Below are 15,333 nucleotides of genomic sequence, written 5' to 3'. Positions count from 1 at the left end.
CTGCCTACCCGTGCTCCTGTCCGAGCGCCTCGAGCAGCTGCGGAACGATCAGGTAAACGTCACCGCAGCCGAGCGTGATGATGAAGTCTCCCTCACGCGCAAGTTCAGCTGCACGATCAGCCGCCTTCTGCCAATCGGGAACGTAGTCGACGTTGGCAACGTCTCCGAACCGCTCCGAGACGAGCTCTCCGGTCACTCCCGGAATCGGGTCCTCGCGCGCCCCGCACACGTCGAGCACGATCGTATGGTCGGCGTACTCCTCGAGGACTTCGGCGAACTCGCCCGCGAAGAGCTTGGTGCGACTGTAAAGATGCGGTTGGTGCACGGCGATGATGCGCCCGGCACCGACAACAGTGCGTGCGGCTCCGAGGGCTGCTGCCACTTCCGTCGGGTGATGTGCGTAGTCGTCGAAGACACTGACGCCCCCGATGGTTCCGTGAAGTTCGAAGCGACGTTTGGTCCCACCGAAGTCCCCGATGGAGCGAATCGAGTCCGCGGGGTCGAATCCCAGTCCGACGAGCACAGCGAAAGCACCTGCCGCGTTTATTGCGTTGTGCATGCCGGGAACCCCGAGCGCCGCCGAGTAGTCGACACCGCGGTAGGTGACGATGAAGGCGAGCGGGCCCGATTCGCTGACGTTCGAGATGCGCACGTCGGCATCCTCAGCCACACCGAACGTGATGACATGAGGATGCTTCACGCGGCTCCGCACGCGACTCGCACCGGGATCATCGGCCGAGATCACGACGAGCTCTCGAGACTTCTCCGCGAACTCGACGAACGCCTTCTCGAAGTTCTCCAGTGACCCGTAGTGGTCGAGGTGGTCGGGGTCCACGTTCGTGATGAGCGACACAGCGGTGTCATACAGGAGGAACGAGCCATCGGACTCATCCGCCTCGACCACGAAAAGGTCATCCGATCCGGGCCGCGAGCTGACTCCGAGCGACTCGATCACGCCGCCGTTCACAAAGCTCGGATCTGCCCCAAGCCCGAGGAGTCCCGTCACGATCATGCCGGTCGAGGTGGTTTTGCCGTGCGCACCCGCCACGGAGACGAGACGTGATCCGGCGATGAGCCAGGCCAGCGCCTGCGAGCGATGCAGCACGGGGATGCCTCGCTCCTTCGCCGCAAGGTACTCGGGGTTGTCTGGCCAGATCGCGCTCGTCACGACAACGGCATCCACATCACCGAGGTTCGCCGCGTCATGCCCAATCGCGATCTCAGCACCGAGAGCGCGAAGCTCGTCCACGTTCTCCGACTCGCCGCGGTCAGATCCGCTCACACGATGCCCGCCCGCGAGGAAGAGCCGAGCGATGCCGCTCATGCCGGATCCGCCGATACCGACGAAATGCACAGCACCAATCGTCTCGGGAACGGGAGCGGAGAGGTCGGGCTTGATCACAGTGGGGTCCTTCGTTCAGGGAGCGAATCAGGATGCCGATGCGGCGGCGTCGTCGATCAGCTGAAGCATACGCTTCGTGCCTTCGAGCGAGCCGATGTGGCGAGCTTGCACAGCCATGTCATGCACGCGCACCTGATCGCTGAGCAGCGGCACCAATTGCTCGCGCACGTACTCGGGCGTGAAGTCAGCGTCATCGACGAGGATGGCTCCGCGCGCCCCTACAGCATCTGCTGCGTTGAGACGCTGTTCGCCGTTGCCGACCGGGTACGGGATGTACATCGCGGGCACTCCGACGGCCGTCAGCTCTGACACCGTCGCCGCGCCGGCGCGAGAGACCGCGAAGTCCGCGACCGCGAGGGCGAGGTCCATTCGGTCGCAGTACCTGACCATGTGGTATTGAAGCTGCTTTGGCGCCGTGATGTTCGCCTTCTCGCCGACGAGATGGATGATCTGCCACCCTGCATCGATGATGTCCTGCGCCGCATCGATGATCCCCGTGTTGAGCCGCAGCGCTCCTTGGGATCCTCCCGTCACAAGCAGCGTCTTCCGCGCCGGGTCGAGGCCGAATCGCTCGATGCCCTCTCGGCGTGCCTTGTCGAAGTCCATCTTCTCGATTTCGGGGCGCAACGGCATGCCGACGAAACGTCCGTTCTTGATCTTGGTGCCGTGAAAGGCCACACCAACGAACTTCGTATAGCGAGCCCCGAGAATGTTCGCCAGGCCGGGCTTGGCATTCGCCTCGTGAACGACGAGCGGAATATGGCGCTTCTTCGCCGCGAGATACGCCGGCGTCGCCGCATACCCTCCGAAGCCGACCACGACGTCGATGGAGCGTCTGTCGATGAGACGGATGGCACGTCCTCGTGCTCGCCTCAGCAGATTCGGAAACTTGAATGCCGCCTTGTTCAAGCGGCGAGGGAACGGCACTTTTGGAATCATGCTGAGCTCGTAGCCTCGCTCAGGCACCAGTCGAGCTTCGAGGCCCTCCTTTGTGCCGAGCACGACGATCTCAGCATCCGGCTCCCGCTCCCTGATCGCATCAGCGGTCGCCAGCAGCGGATTGACGTGCCCCGCCGTTCCGCCACCTGCCAAGAGGTACCGAGTCATTGTCCAGCCTCCACGCGAGCACGGCTCGCATCATCATGTCGCGCGCACGAGAGCACGACGCCTATCGCCATCATCCCGGTCAGTAGCGCGGTTCCTCCCGCGGATATGAACGGAAGAGGAACACCGAGCACGGGGAACACCCTGAGCACGACGCCGATGTTGACGAACGCCTGCCCGATGATCCAAACCATTACTGTACCGGTTGCGATGCGTGTGAAGGGGTCGGATGCCGATCGCATGATGCGCAGGAAGATCACCGTCATCACGACGAAGAGAGCCAGGAGCACGATACAGCCGATCAGACCGAGCTCTTCTCCGATGATGGCGAAGATGTAGTCGTTGGATGCCGCGGGGAGCCACGCCCATTTCTCGTGGGAGTTTCCGAGTCCCCGACCGAAGATGCCGCCACCGGCGAGAGCCCACGTTCCGTGGAGCGGCTGCCAGCACAGTCCTTCGTAGTCGGCGCACTCAGCGTCGAGGAACGAGAGGATTCGACGCATCCGGTTCTCACTCGTCAGCGCCATGACCACGAGCAGGCTTGCGCCGATCAGCACCGGGACGGCGAGGTAGCGAAGCTTCACGTTCGCGAAGTACAGCGCGCCGAGCACGATCCCCGCGATGATGCTGACGGTTCCGAGGTCATGACCGAGCAGGACCATCAGAATGGCGAGACCAGCGACCGGGACAACGGGAACGAGAACGTGCTTCCAGTCGTCGAGCTTCTTCTGCTTGCGCGTCAGAATCATCGCGAGCCAGATGATGAGTGCGAGCTTCACCAGCTCGGATGGCTGTCCGCGAATCGGCCCCAGAGCGATCCAGTTTCGGTTGCCGCCATCATCGATTCCGAGCGGTGTGAAGACGAGGCCCTGGAGAACGAGCGAGGCGCCGATCGCCGGCCATGCCCAGCGTTTCCAGAATGAGATCGGAAACCGGCTCATCACGAGCATGAGCGGGATGCCGATCGCGGCGTACGTCGCCTGCTTCCAGAAGCCGCCGAAGAATCCGTCCGAGTCGAGGTACGAGTCGATCGAGGATGCCGAAGCGACCATGACCAGCCCGAAGATCACGAGGAACAGGGTGACCCCGAGCAGCAGCACGAAGTTCGACGGAACCGCCTTCTCGAGACGACCCAGAGTCAGGCGTGTCGCGCTCGGGCCCGTGCGCTCAGGCGTTGGGTCGGTGAGGCTCGTCTGTCGTGGCATCTGCCCCACCTCCCTGAGAATTTCGCACTTCGTCCGCGAACTGGCGCCCGCGCTCCGCGTACCCTTCGAATTGATCGAATGATGCCGCAGCCGGAGCGAGCAGCACGACGTCCCCGGGTTCCGCGATCGACCGTGCGGCATGCACCGCGCGTCGCATCACAGTTTCAGTTTCTGCCGGATCGACGAGCACGACGGGAACGTCGGGCGCGTGTCGCTCCAACGCTGAGGAGATCGCCAGCTGCTCCGCCCCGATCACGACGGCGCCGTGGAGACGCGCGGCGTGGCGTTCGATGAGCGGTTCGATGTCTATGCCTTTGAGCTGGCCGCCGAGCATCCACACGACCGATGTGTAGGCCATGAGCGACGCCTCGGCTGCGTGAGCGTTCGTCGCCTTCGAGTCATCGACCCAGCGGATGCCGTCAGACTCGAGCACCGTCTCGATGCGGTGGGCATCAAGCGAGAAGTTCTGCAGTGCCGCTTTGATCGCCTCCGGCGAGACTCCGTACGATCGCGCGAGAGCGGAGGCTGCGAGAACGTTGGACACCACGTGGGGCGCGTCGAGGCCGACGGCTGTGAGCTCCTCGATGGTGATGATCTCCAACGCCGTCGAACGACGGTCATCGAGGAATGCACGGTCGCAGAGAATGCCGTCCACGACTCCGAAGTCGCTCGGTCCGGGAACTCCCCGATCGAAGCCGATGGCCCGCGCACCTTCGATGACTTCGGCATCCTCGACCATCGACCGTGTCTCGTCGTCCGCTTTGTTGTACACGCATGCGACACGGGTGTTCTCGTAGACATGCGCCTTCGCGTCGCGATAGCTCTCGAAGGAGCCGTGCCATTCGAGGTGATCGGCGGCGATATTGAGACACACCGAAGAGAGCGGAGAGACATCTGCCCCGCTCTGTTTGAGGTAATGAAGCTGGTGACTGGAAAGCTCGACGACGAAGACGTCGAATCCCGCCGGGTCACGGACCGCATCCAGAACGGGCACTCCGATGTTGCCGCACGGTGCGACGGTGTGCCCGGCTGCGGCGATCATGCTGGCCGCAAGCTGAACTGTCGTCGTCTTGCCGTTCGTCCCGGTCACGAGAATCCACTCGGCTGGCGTGCCAGTCTTGTCTCGAAGACGCCACGCCAGCTCGATGTCTCCCCAGAGAGGGATGCCCTGTTCCCCCGCCCACGTGATAAGCGGGTGATGGGGCGAGAATCCGGGAGATGCGACGATCACCTCGGGATCAAGATCCAGCAATTCCTGAGGCGGACTCTGAAGATCGTGCTCGACCAGTCGCGCACCGATCACGGGGAGCAGCCGGGCACGCTGCTCGTCTGCCTCTTCGGCGAGAACCACGACCTCGGCACCCAGTTCTGTCAGCGTGTCGGCGACGGAGAAGCCTGTCGCCCCGAGCCCGAGTACTGCGACTCGAAGGCCGGACCATTCTGAGTGCCAGCTGGTGAGCCCGGAGATGCGGTCTGGTACCGCGTGCCGTGGAGTCATCGTGAGATCCATTCGAGGTAGAAGGTGCCAACGCCCGCCGCCACGAGCAGACCGCCGATGATCCAAAATCGGACGACGACCGTGATCTCGGCCCAGCCCTTGAGCTCGAAGTGGTGGTGGATCGGGCTCATCAGGAAGATGCGCTTGCCATGCGTGAGTTTGAAGAACGCGCGTTGGACGATCACGGATCCGGCTTCGATGACGAACAGACCGCCGATCAGCACGAGGAGGATCTCCGTGTGCGTCAGGATGGCCAGTGCGACCACGGCGCCGCCGAGCGCGAGCGACCCTGTGTCGCCGAGGAAGATCTGTGCTGGGGTGGTGTTCCACCAGAGGAAGCCGATCAGCGCACCGACGATCGCAGACGCCACGATCGCGAGTCCGAGCGGATCCACGACCTCATAGCACTTGTATGCGAGGTCGCCTGAGAGTGCACGGCTGAAGCAGGACTGGTTGTACTGCCAGAAGCCGATGATGATGTAGGAGCCGATCGCGAGGATGCTCGCTCCGGTCGCCAGACCGTCGAGCCCGTCGGTGACGTTGACGCCGTTGGACGTCGCGGTCACAAGGGCGGAGATCCAGACGAAGTAAAGCAGGAAGCCGAGAATCGTGCCGCCCAAGCCCCACTGGGTGAGCGCAAGGAAGTCGATGTCGAGATCGCGGATGAGCGAGATCGCGGTCGAGCCTGGTGTGAATCCCATGCTGTTCGGGAAGCCAATGGCGAGCACGGCGAAGATCGCCGCGACGATGAGCTGGCCGGCGATCTTCTCCCAGCCACCGAGGCCGAGGCTCTGCTGTTTGCGCGTCTTGAGGAAGTCGTCGACGAATCCGACGACGCCGAGCCCGACCATCATGAACAGGACGAGAAGCGCGGAGGCGCTGATTCGGTCCCCGGTGAGGAGCATCGCGGTGAAGTAGCCGAAGAGCGTGCCGATGATGACGACGATGCCGCCCATCGTCGCCGTGCCCTTCTTGGAATGGTGCGACTGCGGCCCGTCATCTCGAATGAACTGCCCCCACCCGAGGGCACGGAACAGTCGAATGAAAAGCGGAGTCAGGAACAGCGTGAACGCTCCCGAGAGAGCTCCGGCCGTCAGTAGGGCAATCACGAGAACAATTCTCCCAACCGGTCGCCGAGAAAACGCAGACCAACCGAATTCGAGGACTTGACAAGCACCGTATCGCCCGAATGTATTTCACGCGAGAGATAGTCGAACGCCTCATCAGCGGTCTCCATGTACACGGATTCGCCGGCCCAGGATCCCTCATTTATTGCAGAGATGTGGAGGCGGCGAGCTTCGGGGCCGACAACGACCAGCTGGTCGATGCCGAGTCGGACCACTGTGAGTCCGATGCGATCGTGCTCCTCGCCGGTGAACTCGCCGAGCTCGCTCATCGCTCCGAGGACAGCGACAGTGCGCTTCTCCCTCGGTGTGACGAGAACAAGGGTCTTGAGGGCAGCCGCCACCGAATCGGGGCTCGCGTTGTACGCGTCATTGATGATGGTGACCTCATCGCGACCGCCCATCACCTCCATTCGCCAGCGCTCCGCCCGCGTCACGGTCTCTAGCCGCTCGACGGCTGTGTCGAGGTCGATTCCCAGTTCGAGCGCGGCAGCAAGAGCCGCCAGCGCGTTCCATACGTGGTGCTCACCTAGGACGCGGAAAGCCACCTCGCGCGTCGCCCCCGTCGGAGTCGTCACTGTGAATGACGTGCCCTCCCGGGAAACGGCGATGTTGTCAGCGCGCACATCTGCATCTGGGTGCTCACCGAACCACACGATGCGAGCCCGCGTTGACTCGGCCATCGCCGCCACTCTCGGATCGTCCCGGTTCAGAATCGCCACTCCGCTCTCGGGAAGGGCCTCCACGAGTTCCGTCTTCGCCGTGGCTGTTGCGTCGATTCCGCCGAACCCGCCGGCGTGTGCCATTCCGACCTTGAGTTCGATTCCGATGTCAGGCGCTGCCATCTGAGCAAGGCGGGCGATGTGTCCAATTCCTGAGGCGCCCATCTCCGAGATCAGATAGCGCGTGCTCTCCGTGACGCGAAGCATCGTTGTCGGCGCTCCGACACTGTTGTTGAAGGAGTTCCGCGGCAGGACGGTCTCAGCCTCGGGCGACAGGATCGCGCCGAGCAGGTTCTTCGTCGTTGTCTTTCCGTTGGAGCCGGTGATGCCGATCACCGTCAGCTCTCCTTCGCGCTTCACACGCGCAATCACCGCTGAGGCGAGGGCACCGAGGGCCGTCACTGCGTCGTCAACCACGATCTGTGCGATAGGCACGTCGACGGTGTGTTCCACGAGAGCAAGTGCTGCCCCGTTCGCGTGAGCGGCCCCGACGAAGCGGTGACCGTCCGTCACATCACCGCGCTTCGCGACGAAGATGCCGCCCGCGGTGATCTCGCGAGAGTCGGTCTCGACGAAACCAGACACGTCGCTCGATTCGGTGAGGTCGCTTCCCGAGGCGTCGAAACGCCCTGAGACCGCGTCTGCGATCTCGGCGATGGTGAGTGTGATCACCGGTGCTCTGTCTCCTTCGTAAGTGGCTCGACGCGCGGTGTGTGCGTCAGAATCGCGTTGGCCAGTTGGGAGCCGGCTCCGTCGACGGCGGTACGTCATACGACTTGAGCACCTGAGTCATGACCTGCTGGAACGTCGGAGCCGCCGCCGCGGACGACCTAATGGTAGTCGGGTTCGCGATCGTAACCGAAACGATGTACTCAGGATTCTCTGCAGGAGCCATGCCTGTCATCGACACGATGTACGTCGACTTGAGCCCTCCGGATCCATCACCCTGCTGAGCGGTTCCGGATTTCGCCGCAACCCGATACCCAGGAATCTGCAGAGTGGTTCCGAAGTGTCCCTCCGTCGGCACGCTCTCGAGCATCTCGACAGTCAGGTTCGCCGCCTTCTCCGATACGACCCGGGTTCCCTTCGAACTCGGGACGTCTGTGACGGTGCCGTCCGGCTGGATGCAGCCCTCAACGAGCTGCGCTGGCAATCGCACTCCTCCATTCGCAAGAGCCTGATAGGCACTGACATCCTGGATCGCGGTCGTCGACAGCCCCTGACCGAACATCGTCGCGTAGAAGGTCTGGTTGTCCCAGTCGTTCCACGGATGGAGTAGCCCCGACGATTCGCCGGGGAACCCGACCGCACTCTTCGAGCCCACCCCAAACTTCTTCAGATACTCATAGCGGTCTTTCGCAGACATCCGCTCACCCAGCTGTGAGATCCCGGTATTGGACGATTCCGCCAGGACCCCCGTCAAGGTGAGATTCATCGGACCGTGAGCGAACGAGTCCTTGATCTCCGCCCCATTGCTCGGGTGGTACCAGCCATCCGCGACGACGTGGGTCGTCGGATCTGCGAGTCCAGCGTCGATCAAGGACGCTGCCAGGAGCGTCTTGAACGTCGAGCCCGGTTCGTACGGCGTTGTGAACGCACGCGACCCGCGATCAGCCGCAGCGGTTCCCGATACGTTGGACGGGTCCACGGAGGGATACTCCGCGACCGCGCGAAGCTTTCCCGTCGCCGCCTCCATGACAGTCACGATGCCCCAGGTTCCGTGCGTCGCCTCAACCTGCTCCGCGAGACGCTGCTGGGCGTACCACTGCAGGTCACTGTCTATCGTGAGTTTGACGGTCCCGCCGTTCTGCGCGGGCTCCACCGTGCGCATGGAGCCCGGGATCGCGACGCCATCTTTGCCTCGCTGGTAAGCCTGAACTCCGTTCTGCGATTGGAGACAGGAGTCCATGTAAAGCTCAACGCCAGCGAGCGGTGTTCTATCAGACCCTACAAACCCGACCACATTGCCGGCGACCGCCCCGTTCGGGTATAGCCGGGCGGGATGCTTCTTCGCGTACAGCCACGGAACGTCGAGAGCGTCGATCTCGCGGTACTGATCCACGTCGATCGATTTGGCGAGCGGAGCATAGAGCGACTCAGGGTTGTCCGCCAGAGCGCCGTCGATGATGTCGAGGACTTTCTTTCCCGTCGTTCCGACGATGTCGGCAATCTCGGATGCCGCCTGTTCGACGCTCACTTTGGTCTTCTCGCCGTCATCAGATGTCCGAGAGAACTCGTTCACGTTCACAGGCGCGACAGAGAGGTCGTAGCGCATGACGCTCCCAGCGAGCACGTTTCCATTCGTATCGACGATGGAGCCCCGCTCACCGTAGACAGTGAGCTCACTCGAGGTCTTCTTCGCCGCATCGGCTTGCAGCTGAGATGCATTCACGATCTGGATGTCGATGAGGCGGACGACGAATGCGGCGAACACCGCCATCACGCAAACGATCGCCACGATCGATCGGCGTCTGCTTGTTCTTCGTGCGTGGTTCACGGGTCATCCCTCACGAGGGCGCTCTCGGGTCAGTGAGTCTTAGGGGACGGCAACCCTCCGTCAAAGGGTAACGGCGAGCTCGGTGCTTTCTTCTCAGGCTCGCCTGCCTTCTTCGATTCGTCTGCCCCGGGGGTCTGCGGCACGATCAGGCTGTTCTCGACGAATGAGTCGCCGAGCGGACGCTCGGTCGCTTCGCCTCCCGGGCCCGGAACTCCGAGGACAGTTCCTGTCGACAGTTTCAGGTACACCGGGCTCTGATTGATGACCATGCCGAGCTCCTGTGCGCTCTGCGCCACGTTCTGCGGCGAACGGAGCACTTCGAGCTGCTGATTGAGCGACTGCTGCTCGAGGCTGAGAGCTCGCTGCTGGGATTTGAGCGCCGAGAGCTCATACGCTCCCTGACTCAGGGCCACACTCGAAAGCAGCTGTGCCACCACGATCCCGCTCACCGCGGTGATCGTCGTGAGCGCATAGGCGAGCTTCGGGCGAGTCCGCCGCTTCTCCCGCAACGGGACGGCGCGAAGCGGTCGCGTCTCCGGTCTGCGCTGCGGCGACTCCAGTGGTCGGGTCGCGCGTGCGACTGCAGTACTCATGGTGTGTTCCCCCTGATGCGTTCGACCGCTCGCAGCCTCACCGGCGTCGCGCGCGGATTCGCAGCGATCTCACTTTCTGACGCTCGCTCAGCCCCTCGCGTGAGCAAACGGAACTCCGGCTGATGCTCGGGCAGCTCAACCGGAAGGTCGATGGGCGCGCTCGACGACGTCGCAGCCTGAAAGGCCTGTTTGACGATGCGGTCCTCAAGCGACTGGTAGGACATGACGACGACCCGGCCGTTCTGCGCGATGGCATCGAGTGCGGCGGGGACCGCCCTCTCGAGAACGGCCAGCTCACTGTTGACCTCGATCCGCAGCGCTTGAAAGACGCGTTTAGCGGGATGACCGCTGCGTCGCGCCGCGGCGGGTGTCGCCTCATCGATGATGCGCACGAGTTCGGCAGATCGAGTGAGCGGGGCGGTTTCCCGGACCTTCACGATCGCCCGAGCGTACCGACCCGCGAGTTTCTCTTCGCCGTAGCGATGGAAGATTCTCCGAAGATCCGCTTCGCTGTACTCAGCGAGCACCTTCTCTGCGGTGAGCTCGCCTTCGTCGTCCATCCTCATATCGAGCGGGGCATCGTGCGAGTACGAGAATCCGCGTTCGACGCGGTCAAGTTGAAGTGATGACACGCCGAGATCGAAAAGGATGCCGTCGATTCGCCCGACGCCCGCATGCTGCTTCGCCATCGCGATCGCGTCGTACTCGGTCTTGACCGTGGTGAGTCGCGACTCGAAAGACGAGAGGCGGTCACGAGCGATGCCGAGCGCTTCGGAATCGCGATCTAGTCCGATCACGTGCAGCTGAGGGAAACGTTCGAGGAGCGCCTCCGTGTGTCCGCCCATACCGAGTGTCGCGTCGATGAGCACCTTCTCCCCACCGCTGACGGCGGGCTCGAGGAGCTCGATGCATCGATCGAGCAGAACCGGGGTGTGGATGTCGTCAATTGCCATAGTCATCCGGGTCCCTCGAAACTGATCCCCATCCGTTCCGACCTGGCACCGGGGAAGTGTGTCAGGGCTGTCACGGCTGGGAGTCAGCGTCGAGGGTCAGAAGAGCCCCGGGATCACCTCCTCCGCCGTCTCAGCGAATGCGGTCTCCTGGTCGGCGAGGTAGGTCTCCCATGCCTCGGAGTCCCAGATCTCAGCACGGTTGCCCGCACCGATCACAGTGAGCTCACGATCAAGTCCTGCGTAGCTGCGCAGATTGTGGGGAATCGTGATGCGGTTCTGTTTGTCAGGCGTCTCAGCGCTTGCGCCCGAGAGGAAGACGCGGAGATAGTCCCGCGCCTGTTTCGACGTCACCGGGGCCTGCCGGATCTTCTCGTGCATCGATTCGAACTCGCGAGCGCTGAATACGTAGATGCAGTTTTCCTGCCCACGCGTCATCACGACACCGCCGGAGAGCTCATCGCGGAACTTGGCGGGAAGGATGATTCGCCCTTTGTCGTCCAGCTTCGGAGAGTACGTGCCGAGGAACATCGGCCCCTCCCCTCTTCGCCGGCCAACGTGGAGATGCACTCCACTTTACTCCACAATCACCCACTTTTCCCAGAACTAGAGCCAGAATACACAGTTCACTCACGGAAAGTCACCGCCATTCCGCGGAATTCCCATGGTGGAGGCGGGTGGAGGGCTCTTCATGAATAGAACGCACAAGCGCGTCGATCGAGGTCGTCGTCGACACTTCGACAGGCGAAAAATGGCGCATTTCGGCGGCAAAAGAGACGCTCAGATATGCTTCGGGCGGTCCGGGGAGGAAAGTGGAGAAGCCATCGATCTGGGCGTGGAGACACGTGGAGCGGCGCTCTCGAAGCTCGTGCGACGCGTGCGAGAAGAGCGCTTAAAAAGAAGAGGACCGACCCGATGGTCGGTCCTTAACTTCTATGCCAGGAGTCCCCGGCTCGAGTCGCGTCAGCGATCGCCGTCCTGACGACGGTCCCATCGCTCATTCATTCGGTCCATGAACCCAGCGCGCTGACGAGCCTGCCCGTTCGCGCGAGGTGGGGAGGAAGGGGACGACGAGACTGCGTCGTCCGCATTCTTCGAGGGAGCCATCGCGAAAAGCACACCACCGAGCATCACCACGAAGCCGATGATCCCGATAATGGGAAGCTGCGTGATCACTCCGGCGACCAGTGCCGCGATTCCGACAAGCGCGATCAGGCTGCCAATGGCGATGCCACGGTACGACGGCCGCCCCCGGCGATCGCCCGTGGTCGACACGAAATCGGCGTCATTTCGGTAGAGATGACGCTCCATCTCATCTAGGAGCCTCTGCTCCTGTTCAGATAGCGGCATCGTCTTCCCCCTTCTCGCGAGTTCGGATACGACTCCAGGTACATCTCAATTCTATCCCGCTCTTGAGCGACTAGGCTAGGCACGTGCCTGATCCTCAGCCGCTGCTTCCACTGATTCAGAATCGTTTGGATTCTTTCCTCCGCGAACGCACCTCTATTCTGTCTCGCGTATCTGAGGAAACAGCTGAGTTCTCTGCCTTCTCAAGGAACTTTCTCAGCGGCGGAAAGAGGTTCCGCGGACGCTTCTGCCACCAAGGGTGGCGGGCGATAACAGGACGTTCGGCCGAATCATCTTCCGAGACCATCGTGGGACTCGCCTCTGCGCTCGAAATCTTCCATGCGGCGGCACTCGTCCACGACGACATCATCGACAATTCCGACACGCGACGAGGCCGCCCCTCCGCTCATCGAGCCTTTCAGAGTCAGCACAGAGCTGCAGCGTGGAACGGTGACTCGGGCGAATACGGACGATCTGCGGCGATCCTTCTGGGCGACCTTCTGCTCGGGTGGAGCGACGAACTCCTCGACGAGGCTCTGAGCCATCTCGATGATCACGCGCGCGCGGCATCCACTCGCGCAGAGTTCACCCGAATGCGCACCGAAGTGACCGCGGGGCAGTTCCTCGACATCCTCGAGGAGCAGGCGTGGGCCGACCACGCGGATGACGAGCAGCTGACGCGTGCGGAGGCCGTGATCACGTATAAGTCGGCGAAGTACAGCGTCGAGGCGCCAGTCGCGATCGGTGCGCTCTCAGCTGGTGCCACCACCCATCAGCTCGCGGCGCTTCGCTCCTACGGGCTGCCGCTTGGACGGGCATATCAGCTGCGAGATGATCTCCTCGGAGTCTTCGGCGACTCCGCTGTCACCGGGAAGCCGAGTGGAGATGATCTTCGCGAGGGCAAGCGCACGGTACTCATCAGCCTCACGCGATCGTCCGTCTCAGCGCAGGACCGGGAGCTGCTCGATCGCCTCCTCGGTGATCCCACACTCACCGACAATGACATCGCACACGTTCAGTCAATCATTCGGACGAGCGGTGCTGAGGAGCAGATCGAACAGCGAATCGCAGCTGAGGCTCAGCGAGCCGTCGACGCCCTCACCGAAGCAGACCTTGACGCAGCCGCCGTGAGAGAGCTATCCGAGCTCGCGGAGTCAGTGGCGCAACGCGAGGCGTAGTTCACGCAAGAGCCTGGGCGACTCGCCGAACCTCCGACTTACGGCCGGCGCGTAGGGCTGCGATCGGCGTCTCACCGATCGCGTCGTTGGGCGCGAGCATCCACTCGATCGCTTCGTCGTCGCTGAAACCAGCATCGAGGAGGACAAAGAGCGTACCTCGCACCTCTTTGACGGGAGCACCATCACGGATGAACGAGGCGGGAACCACTCGGATCCCCTCCCGCCTGACGGCAAGCAGTTCGCGGTCTTCGATCAGGCGCCGAACTCTGCTCACGGAGATATCGAGCATCTCGGCGACGTCGGGAAGCGGGAGCCATTCTTCAACGCTGTGTTCCACGCATCGAGTGTGCCACGTGTGACGCCCTCTCCACCACTTCGTCCCTCGTTTTGAACCCGAGACGCGGGCTTCGATCAGAAGCACCATCCCGTTCTCCCATAACGTTCGTCACATCCTCAACTCTGATCAGTCCGATTGACAGGGGAAACAGCCTATGTAACGGTTATGACGTTGCACATCGACGTACAGGGGGACGAGACATGGCAACGGCGACAGCGAAATCGATGGTTCCAATTGCGATCCTGGGAGCGGTGACGGCGAGCATGCCGACCGTTCCTGCAGCAGCAGCGGAGCATCGAACGGCTGATTTCGGTGCACGGGCGCTCTCCGGAAAGCCACAGTCAGCAGACATCGTGCGCCATCTTGGGCCGACACCGCCCAACTACACCGTGGCGAAGGACGACTCCATCGAACGAATCGCGCACAGGTTCGGCTTGGACGCTCGCACAGTGGCTGCTCTGAACGGGCTCACACAGGCCAGCTCGGTACACGCCGGTCAGACGCTCTCACTGACACGCTCTGCACAGTCCCCCACAGACACTCCTCAGACCGCAGAGGCATCCTCGTCCTACACCGTCGAGTCCGGCGACACGGCCAGTGGGATTGCCGCGGATCACGGGGTGAGCACTCAGGCGCTGCTCGATGCCAATGGCCTCACATGGTCGAGCACCATCTACCCCGGAGACACGCTCACTATCCCCAGCAACACCTCCGGCTACGAGGGCTCCGGAGAATCCAAGAGCGACTCCTCGAAGTCACAAGACAGCACAGGCGGAAGCTACACCGTCAAGTCTGGAGACACCGTCAGCGGGATCGCCGCGGATCACGGGGTCAGCATTCAGGCTCTCCTCGACGCCAATGATCTGAATTGGTCGAGCATCATTTACATCGGTCAGAAGCTTGTGATCCCCGGCTCTGAAACCCCGACCGAGTCGTCGAAGGATGCTGAGAAGGGGACGGACGAGGGTGTGACACCGCTCACCGCCGAGATGACGACGAATGCGCAGACCATCATTCGCATCGGACGCTCGCTCGGAGTGAGCGACTACGGTCTCGTCATCGCGCTTGCAGCGGCGATGCAGGAGTCGAGTCTCCGAAACGTGGATCACGGCGACCGTGACTCGGTCGGACTGTTTCAGCAGCGACCGAGCCAGGGCTGGGGAACAGCTGACCAGCTCATGGACACCGAGTACGCGTCACGGGTCTTCTTCACCGGTGTGACAGGGAAGACCCTCGGCCTTCTTGACATCGACGGGTGGGAGAACATGTCGGTGACCGAAGCGGCTCAGGCGGTGCAGATCTCGGCGTACCCGGATGCCTATGCCCGGTGGGAGACGTCGGCTCGCTCCTGGCTGAAGCAGCTCGGCTGAGCTTGC

General features: G+C 62.6%; 14 protein-coding genes. 2 read left to right on the top strand and 12 right to left on the bottom strand.

Annotated features, from left to right (window positions below; all coding sequences use genetic code 11):
• Positions 1 to 4: 4 nt before the first annotated feature.
• From murC to ACSAGD_RS05905, 11 genes are all read right to left on the bottom strand, one after another.
• Positions 5 to 1,402, bottom strand: coding sequence for a UDP-N-acetylmuramate--L-alanine ligase (murC, locus tag ACSAGD_RS05955; protein ID WP_437584803.1), 1,398 nt, complete (start codon positions 1,400 to 1,402; stop codon positions 5 to 7).
• A gap of 27 nt (positions 1,403 to 1,429) precedes the next feature.
• Positions 1,430 to 2,509 carry an undecaprenyldiphospho-muramoylpentapeptide beta-N-acetylglucosaminyltransferase gene (murG, locus tag ACSAGD_RS05950; RefSeq protein WP_437584802.1) on the bottom strand — a complete coding sequence of 360 codons (1,080 nt, stop codon included), beginning with the start codon at positions 2,507 to 2,509 and terminating at the stop codon, positions 1,430 to 1,432.
• Positions 2,506 to 3,711, bottom strand: coding sequence for a putative lipid II flippase FtsW (gene ftsW / locus ACSAGD_RS05945; RefSeq protein WP_437584801.1), 1,206 nt, complete (start codon positions 3,709 to 3,711; stop codon positions 2,506 to 2,508). The genes murG and ftsW overlap by 4 nt, the downstream gene beginning before the upstream one ends.
• Positions 3,674 to 5,209 (bottom strand): UDP-N-acetylmuramoyl-L-alanine--D-glutamate ligase, encoded by a 1,536-nt coding sequence (gene murD, locus ACSAGD_RS05940; protein WP_437584800.1) that lies wholly within the window; start codon positions 5,207 to 5,209, stop codon positions 3,674 to 3,676. Before murD ends, ftsW begins: the two co-directional genes overlap by 38 nt.
• Complete coding sequence (mraY, locus tag ACSAGD_RS05935; RefSeq protein WP_437584799.1) at positions 5,206 to 6,318, bottom strand: phospho-N-acetylmuramoyl-pentapeptide-transferase; 1,113 nt, start codon at positions 6,316 to 6,318, stop codon at positions 5,206 to 5,208. The genes murD and mraY overlap by 4 nt, the downstream gene beginning before the upstream one ends.
• Positions 6,315 to 7,727: a UDP-N-acetylmuramoyl-tripeptide--D-alanyl-D-alanine ligase gene (locus ACSAGD_RS05930; protein ID WP_437584798.1), complete on the bottom strand. Its 1,413-nt coding sequence runs from the start codon at positions 7,725 to 7,727 to the stop codon at positions 6,315 to 6,317. Before ACSAGD_RS05930 ends, mraY begins: the two co-directional genes overlap by 4 nt.
• Positions 7,728 to 7,773: 46 nt before the next feature.
• Complete coding sequence (locus tag ACSAGD_RS05925; RefSeq protein ID WP_437584797.1) at positions 7,774 to 9,495, bottom strand: peptidoglycan D,D-transpeptidase FtsI family protein; 1,722 nt, start codon at positions 9,493 to 9,495, stop codon at positions 7,774 to 7,776.
• 86 nt (positions 9,496 to 9,581) lie between these two features.
• On the bottom strand, positions 9,582 to 10,145 hold the full coding sequence (locus ACSAGD_RS05920; protein WP_437584796.1) for a hypothetical protein: 564 nt from the start codon (positions 10,143 to 10,145) through the stop codon (positions 9,582 to 9,584).
• Positions 10,142 to 11,098 (bottom strand): 16S rRNA (cytosine(1402)-N(4))-methyltransferase RsmH, encoded by a 957-nt coding sequence (rsmH, locus tag ACSAGD_RS05915; RefSeq protein ID WP_437585119.1) that lies wholly within the window; start codon positions 11,096 to 11,098, stop codon positions 10,142 to 10,144. Before rsmH ends, ACSAGD_RS05920 begins: the two co-directional genes overlap by 4 nt.
• A 96-nt stretch (positions 11,099 to 11,194) precedes the next feature.
• Positions 11,195 to 11,626, bottom strand: a complete 432-nt coding sequence (gene mraZ / locus ACSAGD_RS05910) for a division/cell wall cluster transcriptional repressor MraZ (protein WP_437584795.1) — start codon at positions 11,624 to 11,626, stop codon at positions 11,195 to 11,197.
• A gap of 432 nt (positions 11,627 to 12,058) precedes the next feature.
• Positions 12,059 to 12,445: a DUF3040 domain-containing protein gene (locus tag ACSAGD_RS05905; protein WP_437584794.1), complete on the bottom strand. Its 387-nt coding sequence runs from the start codon at positions 12,443 to 12,445 to the stop codon at positions 12,059 to 12,061.
• A gap of 83 nt (positions 12,446 to 12,528) precedes the next feature.
• Here ACSAGD_RS05905 and ACSAGD_RS05900 point away from each other — a divergent pair, with 83 nt between their 5' ends.
• On the top strand, positions 12,529 to 13,620 hold the full coding sequence (locus ACSAGD_RS05900; protein WP_437584793.1) for a polyprenyl synthetase family protein: 1,092 nt from the start codon (positions 12,529 to 12,531) through the stop codon (positions 13,618 to 13,620).
• A 1-nt stretch (position 13,621) separates the two neighbouring features.
• Here the strand turns inward: ACSAGD_RS05900 and ACSAGD_RS05895 are convergent, their stop codons facing one another.
• A complete protein-coding gene (locus tag ACSAGD_RS05895) occupies positions 13,622 to 13,909 on the bottom strand; it encodes an Rv2175c family DNA-binding protein (RefSeq protein ID WP_437585118.1) in 288 nt (95 codons plus the stop codon).
• 248 nt (positions 13,910 to 14,157) lie between these two features.
• Here ACSAGD_RS05895 and ACSAGD_RS05890 point away from each other — a divergent pair, with 248 nt between their 5' ends.
• The gene (locus ACSAGD_RS05890; protein ID WP_437584791.1) at positions 14,158 to 15,327 is read left to right on the top strand and encodes a LysM peptidoglycan-binding domain-containing protein; all 1,170 of its coding nucleotides are present in this window, start codon (positions 14,158 to 14,160) and stop codon (positions 15,325 to 15,327) included.
• Positions 15,328 to 15,333 lie beyond the last annotated feature (6 nt).

The sequence above is a fragment of the Paramicrobacterium salitolerans genome (genome assembly GCF_051513965.1).
In the GTDB taxonomy this organism is placed as follows: domain Bacteria; phylum Actinomycetota; class Actinomycetes; order Actinomycetales; family Microbacteriaceae; genus Paramicrobacterium.
This window is presented reverse-complemented; position numbering and strand designations above follow the sequence as displayed.

Bases quoted from the DNA above. Each gene is read 5' to 3' on its own strand.
- murG (WP_437584802.1), bottom strand. From the start codon at position 2,509: ATGACTCGGTACCTCTTGGCAGGTGGCGGAACGGCGGGGCACGTCAAT.
- ftsW (WP_437584801.1), bottom strand. From the start codon at position 3,711: ATGCCACGACAGACGAGCCTCACCGACCCAACGCCTGAGCGCACGGGC.
- murD (WP_437584800.1), bottom strand. From the start codon at position 5,209: ATGACTCCACGGCACGCGGTACCAGACCGCATCTCCGGGCTCACCAGC.
- ACSAGD_RS05925 (WP_437584797.1), bottom strand. From the start codon at position 9,495: ATGGCGGTGTTCGCCGCATTCGTCGTCCGCCTCATCGACATCCAGATC.
- ACSAGD_RS05920 (WP_437584796.1), bottom strand. From the start codon at position 10,145: ATGAGTACTGCAGTCGCACGCGCGACCCGACCACTGGAGTCGCCGCAG.
- rsmH (WP_437585119.1), bottom strand. From the start codon at position 11,098: ATGGCAATTGACGACATCCACACCCCGGTTCTGCTCGATCGATGCATC.
- mraZ (WP_437584795.1), bottom strand. From the start codon at position 11,626: ATGTTCCTCGGCACGTACTCTCCGAAGCTGGACGACAAAGGGCGAATC.
- ACSAGD_RS05905 (WP_437584794.1), bottom strand. From the start codon at position 12,445: ATGCCGCTATCTGAACAGGAGCAGAGGCTCCTAGATGAGATGGAGCGT.
- ACSAGD_RS05895 (WP_437585118.1), bottom strand. From the start codon at position 13,909: ATGCTCGATATCTCCGTGAGCAGAGTTCGGCGCCTGATCGAAGACCGC.
- ACSAGD_RS05890 (WP_437584791.1), top strand. From the start codon at position 14,158: ATGGCAACGGCGACAGCGAAATCGATGGTTCCAATTGCGATCCTGGGA.